The organism is Shouchella rhizosphaerae, from assembly GCF_036700015.1.
Lineage (GTDB): Bacteria > Bacillota > Bacilli > Bacillales > Bacillaceae_D > Shouchella > Shouchella rhizosphaerae.
This window is the reverse complement of sequence record NZ_CP144921.1, coordinates 1,435,251-1,448,961: the sequence shown is the minus strand read 5'-3', so window position 1 is coordinate 1,448,961 and position 13,711 is coordinate 1,435,251. Positions and strand designations below refer to the sequence as shown.

At 46.0% G+C, this 13,711-nt stretch carries 12 protein-coding genes; 9 read left to right on the top strand and 3 right to left on the bottom strand.

Features of this window, described 5'->3' with window-relative positions; all coding sequences use genetic code 11:
- Positions 1 to 4: 4 nt before the first annotated feature.
- From allB to V5G21_RS07295, 3 genes are all read left to right on the top strand, one after another.
- Complete coding sequence (gene allB / locus V5G21_RS07305) at positions 5 to 1,363, top strand: allantoinase AllB (protein ID WP_338465444.1); 1,359 nt, start codon at positions 5 to 7, stop codon at positions 1,361 to 1,363.
- A gap of 2 nt (positions 1,364 to 1,365) precedes the next feature.
- Positions 1,366 to 2,526, top strand: a complete 1,161-nt coding sequence (locus tag V5G21_RS07300) for an amidase (protein ID WP_304527075.1) — start codon at positions 1,366 to 1,368, stop codon at positions 2,524 to 2,526.
- A 229-nt stretch (positions 2,527 to 2,755) separates the two neighbouring features.
- On the top strand, positions 2,756 to 3,502 hold the full coding sequence (locus tag V5G21_RS07295) for a DUF2071 domain-containing protein (RefSeq protein ID WP_338465443.1): 747 nt from the start codon (positions 2,756 to 2,758) through the stop codon (positions 3,500 to 3,502).
- A 207-nt stretch (positions 3,503 to 3,709) separates the two neighbouring features.
- Here V5G21_RS07295 and V5G21_RS07290 read toward each other — a convergent pair whose 3' ends face one another.
- A complete protein-coding gene (locus tag V5G21_RS07290; RefSeq protein ID WP_035206198.1) occupies positions 3,710 to 4,084 on the bottom strand; it encodes a DUF2512 family protein in 375 nt (124 codons plus the stop codon).
- A 36-nt stretch (positions 4,085 to 4,120) separates the two neighbouring features.
- Positions 4,121 to 4,636 carry a DUF3231 family protein gene (locus V5G21_RS07285; RefSeq protein WP_338465441.1) on the bottom strand — a complete coding sequence of 172 codons (516 nt, stop codon included), beginning with the start codon at positions 4,634 to 4,636 and terminating at the stop codon, positions 4,121 to 4,123.
- A gap of 334 nt (positions 4,637 to 4,970) precedes the next feature.
- Here V5G21_RS07285 and V5G21_RS07280 point away from each other — a divergent pair, with 334 nt between their 5' ends.
- Positions 4,971 to 6,176 carry a prolyl oligopeptidase family serine peptidase gene (locus tag V5G21_RS07280; RefSeq protein ID WP_011248563.1) on the top strand — a complete coding sequence of 402 codons (1,206 nt, stop codon included), beginning with the start codon at positions 4,971 to 4,973 and terminating at the stop codon, positions 6,174 to 6,176.
- A 177-nt stretch (positions 6,177 to 6,353) separates the two neighbouring features.
- Positions 6,354 to 8,297, top strand: a complete 1,944-nt coding sequence (locus V5G21_RS07275; protein WP_073304529.1) for an elongation factor G — start codon at positions 6,354 to 6,356, stop codon at positions 8,295 to 8,297.
- A gap of 461 nt (positions 8,298 to 8,758) precedes the next feature.
- Here V5G21_RS07275 and V5G21_RS07270 read toward each other — a convergent pair whose 3' ends face one another.
- Complete coding sequence (locus V5G21_RS07270; RefSeq protein WP_338465440.1) at positions 8,759 to 9,721, bottom strand: SDR family oxidoreductase; 963 nt, start codon at positions 9,719 to 9,721, stop codon at positions 8,759 to 8,761.
- A 245-nt stretch (positions 9,722 to 9,966) separates the two neighbouring features.
- Here V5G21_RS07270 and V5G21_RS07265 point away from each other — a divergent pair, with 245 nt between their 5' ends.
- The 4 genes from V5G21_RS07265 (at position 9,967) to V5G21_RS07250 (ending at position 13,662) form a co-directional block, all read left to right on the top strand.
- Positions 9,967 to 10,740, top strand: a complete 774-nt coding sequence (locus tag V5G21_RS07265) for an alpha/beta fold hydrolase (RefSeq protein WP_073304533.1) — start codon at positions 9,967 to 9,969, stop codon at positions 10,738 to 10,740.
- Positions 10,741 to 10,878: 138 nt separating this feature from the next.
- Positions 10,879 to 11,391: a GNAT family N-acetyltransferase gene (locus V5G21_RS07260; protein WP_035206209.1), complete on the top strand. Its 513-nt coding sequence runs from the start codon at positions 10,879 to 10,881 to the stop codon at positions 11,389 to 11,391.
- Between the two features lie 208 nt (positions 11,392 to 11,599).
- A complete protein-coding gene (locus tag V5G21_RS07255) occupies positions 11,600 to 12,424 on the top strand; it encodes a purine-nucleoside phosphorylase (protein WP_011248558.1) in 825 nt (274 codons plus the stop codon).
- 275 nt (positions 12,425 to 12,699) lie between these two features.
- Positions 12,700 to 13,662: a helix-turn-helix transcriptional regulator gene (locus tag V5G21_RS07250; protein ID WP_338465439.1), complete on the top strand. Its 963-nt coding sequence runs from the start codon at positions 12,700 to 12,702 to the stop codon at positions 13,660 to 13,662.
- The last annotated feature ends 49 nt before the right edge of the window (positions 13,663 to 13,711 follow it).

Genomic DNA, 13,711 nt, shown 5'->3' with positions numbered 1-13,711 from the left:
GCAAATGCTCGATTTGTGCATTACTGGGGGACGAGTTGTGTTACCATCGGGAGTAGAGGAGACCGATGTCGGCATTAAAGCTGGCAAAATTGCCCGAATCGGTCCAATTGATGAAAAAGAAGCGCGTTGTATAATGAACGCAAACGGGCAATATGTTTTTCCAGGAGCTGTTGATACGCATGTCCATTTTTCTGAACCAGGAAGAACCGAGTGGGAAGGATTTTTCACAGGCAGCCGTTCATTAGCTGCTGGCGGTACAACGACTTATGTAGAAATGCCATTGAACGCTCTGCCAGCCACAACCAACCGCGCCAATTTGCAACGAAAGCTTGAGGCGGCCAAAGGGAAAAACTACGTAGACTACAGTTTTTATGGCGGGCTTGTGCCGACCAATCTCCACGAGTTGGCAGACTTGTCCGCCAGCGGCGTTGTCGCCTTTAAGTGTTTTCTCTCTCCATGTGGATCGGATATTCCAGGGGACTTTCGCAATGTCGATTTGAATGGCCTTCGCGCAGGCATGCGCTTATTAGCAGAAAAAGGGCAGCTCCTTTGTGTCCATGCTGAAGATCCAAGCATGATCAGTCAGCTTGAGGCAAAACTCCTTAGCCCAGTTGGCGCTGACGCTTATGTCGCTTCGCGGCCGGTTGAAGCAGAAGTAAAAGCGGTGTGCGACACGCTTGCTGCGGCGCGGGAAACGGGTTGCCGAATCCACTTTGTCCACATCAGTTCCGCCGCAGCAATTGAAGCAATTGAGCGGGCCAAAGAGGAAGGCGTCGATGTTACAGTAGAATCATGTCCCCATTATTTCTTACTGTCTGCTGAGGAGTTAGCGGAGCTTGGCCCACTAGCAAAATGCCAACCGCCACTTCGCCCGAAACAAGAACAGGCGAAATTGTGGGCTTGTTTGCTTGATGGTCAAATCGACTGGCTTGCTTCTGACCACTCGCCGTGTACGCCTGACTTGAAAGACGGCGATTTCCTTACAGCTTGGGGCGGCATCTCTGGCTGCCAAAACAACATCGATATCATGTTTGATGCGGCAGTCAAGCGGCGCGGCATGCCACCTGAGCAACTGGCTCGTCTCATTGCGACCAATCCGGCTAAACGGATGAACTTGCGAGAAAAAGGGGAAATTGCCATTGGGAAAGACGCTGATTTTGCGTTTGTGGATGATCGGCAAAGTTACACGCTCACAAAAGAGCAGCTTTACTATAAAAATAAGCATAGCCCGTATGTTGGCCGGACAATTGGCTGCAAAGTGACGCGCGTGCTTCTTCGTGGGCAAACGATTTATACAGAGGAAAAAGGCATCATTGGAAAACCGAGCGGCGAGCTGCTCCACTTCATTAAACAGGGGGGATGAAGATGAATTGGCACGCGTTTATAGACAAAAACATGAAGCGAGAAGGCGCGAAAGCTGGCATCCTTGCAGGAAAGACATTTGCTGTGAAAGACGTGTTTGCTGTGAAAGGTTACACAAACAGTGCTGGCAATCCTGATTGGCTTAAGACAGCGCAACCAGCAGACGCAGACAGCCCGAGCATCGCCAAACTTTTGGCAGCAGGTGCTGATTTGCGCGGCATGGCTGTCACCGATGAGCTCATGTACAGTTTGAATGGCGAAAACGTCCATTATGGGACGCCTGTAAACCCGTACGGCGCCGACCGCGTACCAGGCGGCTCTTCAAGCGGCTCAGCCGTAGCGGTAGCTGCTGAACTGACCGATTTTGCGATTGGGACAGACACAGGTGGATCGATCCGCATACCGTCATCCTATTGCGGCATTTATGGCTTTCGCCCAAGCCATGGCGCTGTCGACATAAGCGGGGTGATTCCACTTGCAGAAAGCTTCGATACGGTCGGTTGGATGGCCCGTGATGTCGAATTGCTAAAGGATATAGGGACTGTCTTGCTTGGCGATCAGACAGTGGAAGAAGAAGCGGGCGAGCAACTTTTGATTGATGAGGCGCTTGTGGGCATCGCAGAGCCTAACGTTCAAGCACTTGTCTTGCAGGCGGCGGATCGCCTCGGCGCTAAACCAATTTCCCGGTGGACATCCGACAGGATCGACGAAGGGTTTGAAACGTTCCGCCACCTTCAAGCACGGGAAATTTGGCGGCAACACGGCGAATGGGTACAAGCAGCCAAACCTGCCTTTGCAGCTGATATTGGAGCCCGATTCCAATGGGCCAGCACCCTTCCACAACAGGAACTGCCGCTCTACAAGGACAAGCAAACTGCAATGAAGCGCGCCTTTGCAGCTGACTTTGCGCCAAACGATATTGTGCTGTTGCCGACTGCCGCTGGTCCAGCCCCGAAAAGAGGCGGGTCTGGGCAAGAACTAGAAGCGATTCGGGCCAAGACGATGAAGTTAACGTCTATCGCTGGACTTGCAGGCTGTCCGCAAATCACCATTCCGTTTGCTTCAGTTGAAGGGCTGCCTATTGGGCTTTCGGCCATTGGCTATCCGGGCCAGGACCTTTTTTTGCTCTCTTGGGCCAATCGTTTATTTGGGGTTCATACATAATGGAAGTTTTTGAAGGTGAAGGGGTTCAAGTAGATGAGCATCCATCTTCTGAGTGTTTCATGCTTTTGCTACAAGGGTATTCACTGAAGGGGTTTTGTTATTGAAATCCTTGTAAGTGAATTTTTTTTGATGTGAACGTTAGAAAGGGGCCAAACTACATAGAGGAGGGGCAGAAGGAGACACAGCCCTGAATACTTCAGGCATTTAGCTGTACAAAGGAGATTGGGCCATGAACAACATAGCGGACAGGCTGCATTGTTTTGTTAAAAAGCAATGGATCATGGCGCAAACGTGGGAGCATGTCCTGTTTGCTCATTGGCAAGTATCGAAAACGCAACTAACGCCGCTGCTTCCTGCAGGGCTTAGCTTGGATTTGTATCAAGGCACTGCCTGGGTCAGTGTGTTGCCTTTTTATTTGAGCACATTACGCCCTCGGTTTTTGCCTCCCTTTCCAGGGGCGAAAGCATTCCCCGAATTAAACGTTCGCACATATGTTATACACGAAGGAAGACCAGGCATTTATTTTTTCAGCCTAGACGCAAGCCACTTCCTTGCTGTACAGATGGCACGCACGTTTTTTCACTTGCCTTATGTTCACGCAACGATGACGTTCACAGAACAACAGGAGTCGATCCAGTTTTGGAGCCGCAGAAACACGGAAAGCCAGGCTGAATGCACAGCGTCGTATTTTCCGATTTCGCAGCCAAAGCCCGCCGCTCCTGGCTCATTGGCGCATTGGCTCGTGGAAAGGTACAGGCTTTACACCTCATCCTCGAAGCATCTGTATTATCAAGATATCGACCATGAGCCATGGCAATTGCAAAAAACGGCTGCCAATGTGAAGGCGAACGAGGTAGCGCTCGCTGCCAACATCGATTTGCCAGTGCAAGAGCCGCTTTTCCATTATGCCAGAAAGCAAGATGTGCGGTTTTACCCGATGGGGAAATGCCAAACTATAAAGGAGTTGCCTAAATAGACAACTCCTCAGACTGTAGACAAACGCTCGCATACTTCGTCGTTTGCCTCGGTCATATGCTCATGAACCCACGTTCTATTCGCATCTTCCCTCGCCTGCACTCCTCGTCTGACAAGCGTTTTCTATCAGTCTGAGCGGGCGGTTATCGACTTTGTCGACAACCTTAGGAGTTGCCTAAATAGACAACTCCCTTGGGGGCTTGTGCTTTTATGAAGAGGACGTGCTTAATCGGTCTGAACCAATGCCTAATTTGGCCAAGTAAATATGGAAGAAGTATTCGCCGACGGCAATCGCAATGGCTGAAATGGCGGCAGCCCCTGCCATCGTTTTCGGTGCAATCGGGGTAAGTGCCATTCCTAGCCACCACACAATGAAAAAGGCAATGACCGAATCAGCGACAGTGGCCATTATGTTCGTGATTTTAGGCAAGATGAGAATGTCGCCTAAATAGGCAATCCCCACAAGAATGACTGTGATTATAAAGACATTCCCAAAGGACAGCCCAAAACCAAAACCTAGGAATAAGTAAAGGAGCACGAGTGTCATGATGCCTTTAACGGCTAATGCTTTTACATGTTTCATGGTGATTCCTCCTTCGTATACCTAAAAGTTATTCTATTACATGTCCTCATCAGCTGGTGGTTGGTGAAGAGGAGGAGGGACTAACCAGCCTTTTTCTTTTAGCAGTTGCAAAAACTTTCCTGCTAATGTCGCTTTTGAAGCATGAAATTGGCCAAACATGGCGGCGATGTCTTCACGAATAGACTGGCCCATGATTTTACTGCATGCCACGAGTCCCGCTGCAGTCGTAGCAGAAGCAGAGGCTGCTATATCAGCGTCCATAAAACGGGCGCCTGGTGGAATGTCATCAAGGTTTGCTTTTGGCGGTTCTGGTGCTGCTGGAGGGAGGGCGACGCCATTTTCCTTCAACAGTTCAGAAACTTGTTTAACTTCCTCTTTGCTTTGCTCCATGCATGTATGAAGCAGTTTCTTTAAATCGTCGTCGCCGACATGGTTTAATAACACCCCGTATTCGGCAATCATTTTGTTGCCTGCTAATACAAAGCCCCAGGCGCTGTATACTTCACCGTAATGCATAGGTTCTTCTTTAGGATTTCCACTTAAAATACCCACTGTTTTCTCTCCTTTCTAAGCTGTTTGTCTCTAACGTGTTTCATTTTCCACGATAGAATGCCCAACAAATAAAGGAGATATGTATACGAATAAGATTGTGGTGAAAACGATTTGGAAAGCTTTTGCATCAAGATGCGATCGCACCTCCCTACGAAATCACATACGACTTTGTCGCGATTTGTATTTGCCTTTTGGGCGTGTTTTATGAAATCATAAGCGCAAACGCAAACGACTCCGAACACATCTTATCGAATAAGGACAAAAAGACGAGTGATTCAGCGGTGGTTTTGCGATTACGAATAGGGGAAACTGAAGGAAAAGGAGGGCAAGCCCCATGCACGTTAAAAAAGGGAAGTTGGTCATCGTGATTGTTGCGGCAAGTGCTGTGGTTGCTGTGCTTTTTCTTATAAATAAGATGAACGAAAGCGAGTCTTCCATTGCCGGAGTCGATTTACTGACGGAAGTAACGTCAACAGGTGAGCAAGTCGTTGGAGCAGCGATTGAATACACGGTGCCGATTACGTCGACTAACTTATCTGAAACAAGCTATTCGGTACAAGCAATTAAAGGCGGCCATCATATTTCAAGAAACGTCGAACATGTTTACGTCGGCCAAGCGCCTGAACTTGGCAATCCTGTAAGTGAAGGGCATTATGTCATTATTGAATTTAGTGGAAACGACTTACATGGAGGCACGCTTAGTTGGAATGGCAGCAAGTATCAAAGCAGTCGCCCTACGCCAATGTATCGGATTCAGCAGGTTGAAGCGATCACCACCAGCGACGGGCAGCAGTTGCCGCCAACGAGCGACGAAGTCGTCTCAACTGGCGAACGCTCGCCTGTAGTTGAGTCTTTTTCTTATGAATCTTACCAAAATCAAGCGGGAGCAACGTTGCCGTACCGGTTATATGAGCCGAATCAAGAAGAGGGAGAACGCTATCCGCTCGTGCTTTTTCTTCATGGCGGCGGCGAGCGAGGCAACGACAACCAGATCCACTTGCTTGGCAGCGAAGGGGGAGTCGCCTTTGCCCGCCCAGATGTGCAAGAACAACATCCGTCGTTTGTGGTAGCGCCACAAGCCCCTTATGACCCTTCCGTACCTTTGCTTGAAGGGTGGACAACAGAACCAACGTATAGCATGGTGCTTGAGTTAGTCGAGTTGATGAAAGAGCGCTATCCAATTGATCCTGACCGTATATATATCCATGGCATGTCCATGGGAGGGATTGGAACGTGGAATTTCATTGAAACCAACCCTGACTTATTTGCCGGAGCGATTGCCATTTGTGGATACGGCCACCCTGAAAGGGCAGAGGCGATAAAAGATGTTCCCATTTGGGCATTCCATGGCGAGGATGACAAAATTATTGATGTGTCAGGGTCTCGCTTAATGGTGGAGGCGCTCGAAAAGGTAGGGGGCCATATTCGTTACACCGAATTTAAAACAGGAGAGCTGCGTTCCCCTCATTCAGCTTGGGGGCCGGTATACGAAGACAAACGGGTAATCGAGTGGTTGTATGCGCAATCGCGGGCCAACTAAACGAAAGCTCTTTACTGCCACTTTCCCGCAGTAAGGGGCTTTCGGTATTTCAAGATCCACATGCTATGTTATAATCGGACTATTCTAATAACAGGAGGCGTTTAAGTATGCGCAAAATGAACATGAAAAACCAATGGAAAGGAAAGAAACAAATGAATAGGAGCTGTTACAACTATTATGAAAACAATCAACATTGGGGTGTTGGCCCATGTTGATGCCGGCAAGACGACGTTAACCGAGCAAATGTTATACCAAGCTGGCGTCATCAAGGAAGCCGGTTCAGTCGATAAGGGCAACACAACCACCGATACACTTGCGATTGAAAGAGAACGAGGCATTACAGTCAAAGCAGCAGCCGTCTCTTTTTTCTGGAACGATGTAAAGGTGAATATTATTGATACGCCAGGCCATGCTGACTTTATATCTGAAGTCGAGCACGCGCTAACGATTTTGGATGGCGCCATTTTAATTGTATCCGCTGTCGAAGGCGTCCAAGCACAAACGCGTGTCTTGATGCAGTCGCTAAAAGCGTACCGTATCCCGACTGTATTTTTTATAAATAAAATTGACCGTGTTGGCGCCGACTATAAACGTGTCATTAAACAAATCAAGTGGTTGCTTGACGACCACATTTGCCCGATGTGCGAACAAACACAGGGCGACACGGCTTATTCCATTAAAGCCACTTGTCCGCAAACAGCTGGCTGGCTAGACGTTCTCGCGCTTCACAACGACGAGTTGTTGGCCGCTTATGTTGAAAATGAACCTGTAAGTGAAATGGAATTGCGGAAAGAGCTGTCGCAACAAACCAAAAAAGCAGTGGCTTATCCCCTTTTTATTGGTTCAGCAGCAAAAGGAGTTGGCGTTTCCGCCTTGCTTCACTCGCTTTCCCATTGGTTTAGCCACACAACAGAGGAAGCGTCGGAGCGGGATCTTTCTGGCATTGTGTTTAAAGTGACCGAGTTGCCTAACGGCGAACGGGAAGCGCTTGTCCGCCTTTACGAAGGAAGGCTAGTCGCTAGAAAAATGGTTTCAGTCATCCGTGCTGACCACCCATCCTTTTCGGTAAAAGTCAAGCATTTACAACAGTTAGAGAATGGCGGGCGGACTGGCGCTTCTGCCGTCAGTGCTGGCGACGTTGCTGTGTTGCGTGAGAAGTCTCTACAAGTCGGCGATATCCTCGGTAAGCGTGTGCCCCAAATGAAACGATTTGCGTTTAAAAAACCGCCGCTTCAAGTACAAGTGCACACTGACCGCAAAGAGGAGGCAATCGCCCTTCATCGGACATTAGCCCGTCTAGCAGCAGAAGACCCGTTTTTGCAATATACACAAGACGCGGCTACAGGCGACCACTTTATCCGCATATTTGGCCACGTCCAGCAGGAAGTGCTTTTGTCGGCGCTTAAAAATGAACAGGGCCTTTCCGTTTCCATGAGCGAGCCCCTTGTCGTTTGTATTGAAAAACCTTCAGGCGTTGGGGCTGCTGTCGAATGGATTGGTGAAAAAGGCAATCCTTTTTACGCCACTCTAGGCTTTCGAGTCGAGCCTGGGCCAGAAGGGAGCGGGCTCTCTTATCAACTCGAAGCAGAGCTTGGTTCGCTGCCACCTGCTTTTCAGCGAGCAGTCCGTGACACATGCCGAGTTGTATTGCAAGAAGGGTTAAAAGGCTGGGCGGTAGAGGATATCATCGTAACGCTCACCCATACAGGTTATTGGAGTCCTGTTTCGACAGCAAGGGATTTCCGCGGCCTGGCGCCATTGGTCTTAATGGAGGCGCTCCGGCAAGCAGGCACATCCGTCTATGAACCGTTAGAGAGAATCGAAGTGATTGTGCCAGAGCGTTTTTTAAGCACTCTCCTATCACGAATCGTCCAGCTAGGAGGAAACGTGTTAGAGCCAGCCTTCCACCAAGCCGGCGTCCTCATAAAAGGGACCATTCCTGTACGAACGGCAACCCGTTTAAAATCATCGATACACGCCCTTTCCGGCGGAGAAGGAATCTTAATCTCTAAGCCAGGCGGGTACGAACGGGTGGCAGGAAAGGCTCCCACAAAGGAACGGAGGCAGTTGAACCCATTAGAACGGACGAATTACTTGATGCGCTTTAGCCATACCATGTAGGTGCTATAAGTTGAAATCGTGCTGCTTGTTAAAACCGGCAAGGACAGCGAAAAACCCTTTCGCCTGAAAGGGTTTTTCGGATATTACGTTAAATTCTTAGAACGGACTAGCGTTCCTTGTTTTTAGGCATTTCCTATTTCCGTTGCCCAGCTTATTGTTTTTTTATAAAGTATTTTATAGCGAAATATATAAAAACAGCTATCCAAATAATGATTAGAAGATAATAGTAATCCTGGCTTACTAAAAGGATGCCTGCTCCTGCAATGAGTACAATCACCATATCTACTTTATTTGAGCTTTTTTTCTGCTTGCTTATGAACACTATGAGGAAAACAACGATGATGATAACAAATAGAGAAAAGATAGATACGTCCATATGATAACTCCTTTAAAAATACGTTCCAATACACGAACATTCTCTGCTTTTTTCTGTATTACAAGGAATCCCGAATGACCCCTCGTTATTGCGTATAAGCATTTAAAATAAAATCGACTTTATTCATTGAATGACGAGGAGGGACGAAATCCCTTTGTTGTTTAAACCACTTATAACTTCTTTCAAGCCCTTTTTCAAGGTTGATAGCGGGTGTTGGCAGGCCATCATTTGTTAATTTAGTAGTATCCATAAGATAAGAAACGTCACGAAAAGGGAAAAATTGCTTTGAACCAATCTCATTCTCTGTTAAAAATTTTTGCTCTACCTCTATTATTTTTGAAGGGCTATTCGTTATTTTCTTGAATGTACTCATCAGAGACTTCCAAGTGATGGTTTCTCGGTGGGCGAGGTTGTAACTTTGACAAACTGCATGACGATTCTCGAATGTAGCGAGAATCGTCCTAAGCACATCCGCAATGTGTATAAATTGAACTTTTGTGTTGCTTTCAGGAATAAGGATTGGGTTCCCTAAAGCCATGTTGTAGAAAAAATAAGCTTCTCTATATAGATTATTTCCTTCTCCATAAATGTAAGGAGGACGGAAAATGACAAATGGAATTTCATTGGCTTTGCTAATAAGAAAATCTTCTGCCTCTTTTTTGTTTAATCCGTACTTGCCCCAATGGGAATTTTCCCCTCTAGGACTATCTTCAAGAAAGATGGTATCACTCGGGCAATATACAGAGCCCGAACTTAAAAATAAATAACGTTCTAGCTTTGTATGATTCATTGAAAGAAATAATGTCTCTACATCCTCTTTATCGTATGCGGAGATGTCGACAATGTAATGGTATTGTTTGTGTTTAAGTGCTGCTGTCAAATCCGATCGTTTTTTTCTATTGCATTTTATATGGGTTGTATAACCTGAAATCGTTGATCTTCTTCTTCCTGTCGTCAAAAAATCAACTGAATAACCGAGGTTGATCAGTTGCTGAAGAAAGGCTTTCCCTACAAATTCTGTCCCGCCCATAACTAAAACTTGTTTCAAACAGCCCACCTCGATTTACTATTCGTAAAATGTATGTCCATTATATGATTGAAGGCAACCAGATACAATTCCAAAATAACCTAAAAGAAGGCTTTTTCAGCGTTTCCCGTAGCTCCAACAGGAAACACCCGATACGATTATCTATAAACCCTCCTATTCTCTAGAGCCTCGGTCCCATTCGATTCATGATTTTCCTGTCCTAATGGAAACGGTATACAGTATAATAGTAACAAGGAGGGCAATAGATGAATTTATTTATTGAGGAATTTGGTGACAAGCAAGCGCCAATGATGTTGTTTTTGCATGGCGGCGGATTAGCAGGATGGATGTGGGAGGAACAAATCGACTATTTTTCCCACTATCATTGTGTCGTTGTCGACTTGCCTGGCCATGGAAAGAGCGCCCATTTGCCCTTTTCGATCAAAAGTTGCGCTAAACAGCTAATTGAATTAATTGAAACGTATGCCCCAGGCAAGGAGACGGTGCTGGTCGGTTTATCTTTAGGGGCGCAAATTGGCCTTGAAGTGTTAAGCAGCCGTCCAGATTTAGTACAGGCTGCAATGATAAACAGTGCGAATGTTCGGCCGTCTCCAACATTGAAAAGATGGATTCGCCCTGCCATTCACATAACCTCTCCACTCGTAAAAAACAAATATTTTTCAAAACTCCAAGCAAAAGCACTTTATATAAGGGAGAAACATTTTGAACGCTACTATGAGGAAAGCTGCCAAATGAAAGCAGGTACGCTTGCGAACATAATAGAAGAGAGCGTGACCTACCAGTTGCCTTCTTCTTTCAAGGACGTGGAATCGAACGTGCTTATTGCGATTGGCGGAAAAGAAAAAGCCGTCATCGCCAAATCAGCCCAGCAAATTCTGAAAAGCAACAAGCATTGTATCGGTATTGAAGTACCAGGTGTAGGGCATGGCCTTTCTTTGGCGAAACCAGCTCTTTTTAATGAAATGGTGGACTGTTTTCTGGCTGGATCAGCCTTGCCAAAAGGGTGCGTCCCGTTATAAATATGTCAGTCTCGTTTAACAAGAGCTGCCAAGGGGCATCCATGTATATAAAACTGTGAAACCGCTTAAACTAAATAGAAGAGGGTTCATGCAAGAAAAGAGTATGCGTGAATTTTTAGCGCATGGAGGGACAGAGCTATGGAGATTACGATTAAGCACCTAACAAACGAGGCGTTGGCACAAGAAGCGCAAGAGCAGTTTGCGGCGAACGGGATCATGAGGAGAGAAGGCTATTTTCGGACATGCCTTGATGAAAACTACAATGGCGATCGCGTCACTGTTCTTGCTTTTTATCAAGGAACGCTGGCCGGGTGCGGCCATCTCTTGAAAAAATCGCCGTATGCCCAATTCCGTAATCAGCGCATTCCTGAAGTAAATGATCTTGTTGTTTTTCCGCCATATCGGCGCCGGGGTGTCGGCCAAGCCCTTATTCACGCACTCGAACAGCTTAGCCGTGATTTAGGCTATCAAACGGTTGGCCTTGGCGTTGGCTTGTATAAAGATTACGGAAGCGCTCAACGGCTCTATGCCCGGCTTGGTTACATTCCAGACGGTCATGGCATTTGTGCTGGGGGTGAGCCAATCGACGCTGGCAGTCATACGGTCGTCGATGATGAGCTGTTAATGTATTGGACAAAAAAGCTAAAGTAAGCTTTTCTACTATTCATCTATCAAGAACAAATGATACACGTACGGAGCGTTTTTCTCCCGTCTTGGAAGCCTAGACGGGCTTCTTTTTATATGAGCTTCATTTTTGAACGGGAAATGATGCTTCCATCTTGTTCGCTGATCGATTATGTTATACATAGTGTAGGCCATGGCAGCCGTAACAAATTTATCAATCATGGGAGGAACCATAATGGCATTATTAGAACAAATTAAGGAAGCAGCTGAATATATTCAAAGCAAAAGCAGCTTATCGCCGAATGTCGGAATCATTCTCGGTTCGGGGCTTGGAAATGTAGCAGACGAAATTGAAAACAAGGTTTCGATTGCCTACGAAGAGATTCCCCACTTTGCCACCTCTTCGGCCATCGGCCATGCGAACCAATTGGTGATGGGCACTTTAAAAGGCCAGACGGTTGTGGCGATGAAAGGGCGCTACCATTTTTACGAAGGGTATGATTTGCAGCAAGTCACTTTTCCAGTACGTGTCATGAAAGCACTTGGCGTGAACACGCTGTTGATTACCAATTCTTGCGGTGCTGTCAATACCGACTTTTCGCCAGGGGAGTTGATGCTTATTCGCGACCACTTAAACCTAGTTGGCACCAATGCGCTCATTGGCGAAAATGAAGATGCGCTTGGACCAAGGTTTCCTGATCTTTCGGAAGTCTACAGTTCCCGTTTGCGGCAAATCGCCAAAACCGTGGCAGCTGAACAAGGCACAACCCTTCAAGAGGGTGTTTATAGCTGGTGGAGCGGCCCTGCCTACGAAACGCCTGCAGAAGTGCGGATGATTCGCATTCTAGGTGGTGACGCGGTCGGCATGTCTACCGTTCCCGAAGCGACTGTTGCGGCACATGCTGGCATGGAAGTGCTAGGAATTTCCTGTTTAACAAACATGGCGTGTGGCATTTTAGAAGAACCGTTGAGCCATGATGATGTGATCGAAGTCGCTGGCAAGGCAAATGCCGCTTTTACCAAGCTTGTTAAAGGCGTTTTAGACCGTTTGCAGGCCTAATTTCCCACCGTTAGTCGGTCATTAGCGTAAAATGTTTCTAAAGTGGCTTTTAATTGTATAATATAAGAACAAGTACAGGATTGACAAGCGGCGAAGTTGCCTTATCAGTTGGTGTTTCGCCACGATATGTTTTTAAGGTTGAAAACCCCTACTCACCGGTAGGGGTTGATTTTATGGTAAAAAGAACATAACAATAGTCCATTAACGGGCCGATTGTAGAATATCGCAGTTAAACCTATGCAATAGAAATAAATTCCATGTAGAGGTGGAGTTGTATGCCAAAAATGGACAACATGCTAGCAATTCTATGGATGCTTAGTTCAGGTGAAAAAGTGACTGCAACACAAATTTCGGAAAAGTTAGAGATGAATATAAGAACGGTGTATCGCTATATGGATACACTTTCCACAAGTGGGGTGCCTATCATTTCAGACACAGGGCATTACGGTGGGTACACGTTATTGAATAAGTTTATTGAAGCCCCACTTTTTTTTGATTTTGAGGAGCAAACCTCCCTATTTCACGCTGCTGTTTTTGCAGAAGAAGCCGGATATTATGGAGGTGAAGCACTAAATAGGGCTACTTTAAAGCTAAGCAACTATTCAACGCAAGAGCAGGAAACAAAGATAAACCAACATTTAACCAGCCTTGAAGTAATAAGGCAATTAAGTTCCCTCTCTATGGAAGCTTTCTTAAAGGAATTGGAGCAGGCCGTAGCTAACGGATACTCTGTAAAAATTTTATACTATAAAAAAGGCGAAGAGCAATCAACGTATAGATTGGTTGATCCGTACAGGATTATATATTGGAATAATAAGTGGTATGTGATTGGATTTTGCCATCTTAGGAAGGACATCCGTAGCTTTAGAGTAGATCGAATGGAAAGTCTAATGGTGACAGAAAATAAATTTAACCGGCCCGAAAATTTTTCAGCACGTGACTTTTTTATGAAAAACCTCCTTCCAACTATAGAAGATAAAGAGAAGATGATGTCGTTAGTTATTAATGGAAATACAAGGATGTTGGATGATATGTGCCAACATTGGTTTTTAGGGCATTATTTACAAAAGCGGACTTCCAATCAAGCCGTATTTCTTCTTGAAAAAGAGATGATGTATTCATATGTACCTTATTTACTTTTGTCGTATGGCAAATCAATTCAAATTGTTGAGCCAATAAGTTTTAAGAAAAGACTTATTGAAGTTCTAACAGATCTAATAGAATTTCATCAAAAATGATAACTTCCCTGACGTTAGCTGTCAGGGAAGTTATCTTATAATAGCGATA

Bases quoted from the DNA above. Each gene is read 5' to 3' on its own strand.
- allB (WP_338465444.1), top strand. From the start codon at position 5: ATGCTCGATTTGTGCATTACTGGGGGACGAGTTGTGTTACCATCGGGA.
- V5G21_RS07300 (WP_304527075.1), top strand. From the start codon at position 1,366: ATGAATTGGCACGCGTTTATAGACAAAAACATGAAGCGAGAAGGCGCG.
- V5G21_RS07295 (WP_338465443.1), top strand. From the start codon at position 2,756: ATGAACAACATAGCGGACAGGCTGCATTGTTTTGTTAAAAAGCAATGG.
- V5G21_RS07290 (WP_035206198.1), bottom strand. From the start codon at position 4,084: ATGAAACATGTAAAAGCATTAGCCGTTAAAGGCATCATGACACTCGTG.
- V5G21_RS07280 (WP_011248563.1), top strand. From the start codon at position 4,971: ATGCACGTTAAAAAAGGGAAGTTGGTCATCGTGATTGTTGCGGCAAGT.
- V5G21_RS07275 (WP_073304529.1), top strand. From the start codon at position 6,354: ATGAAAACAATCAACATTGGGGTGTTGGCCCATGTTGATGCCGGCAAG.
- V5G21_RS07265 (WP_073304533.1), top strand. From the start codon at position 9,967: ATGAATTTATTTATTGAGGAATTTGGTGACAAGCAAGCGCCAATGATG.
- V5G21_RS07260 (WP_035206209.1), top strand. From the start codon at position 10,879: ATGGAGATTACGATTAAGCACCTAACAAACGAGGCGTTGGCACAAGAA.
- V5G21_RS07255 (WP_011248558.1), top strand. From the start codon at position 11,600: ATGGCATTATTAGAACAAATTAAGGAAGCAGCTGAATATATTCAAAGC.
- V5G21_RS07250 (WP_338465439.1), top strand. From the start codon at position 12,700: ATGCCAAAAATGGACAACATGCTAGCAATTCTATGGATGCTTAGTTCA.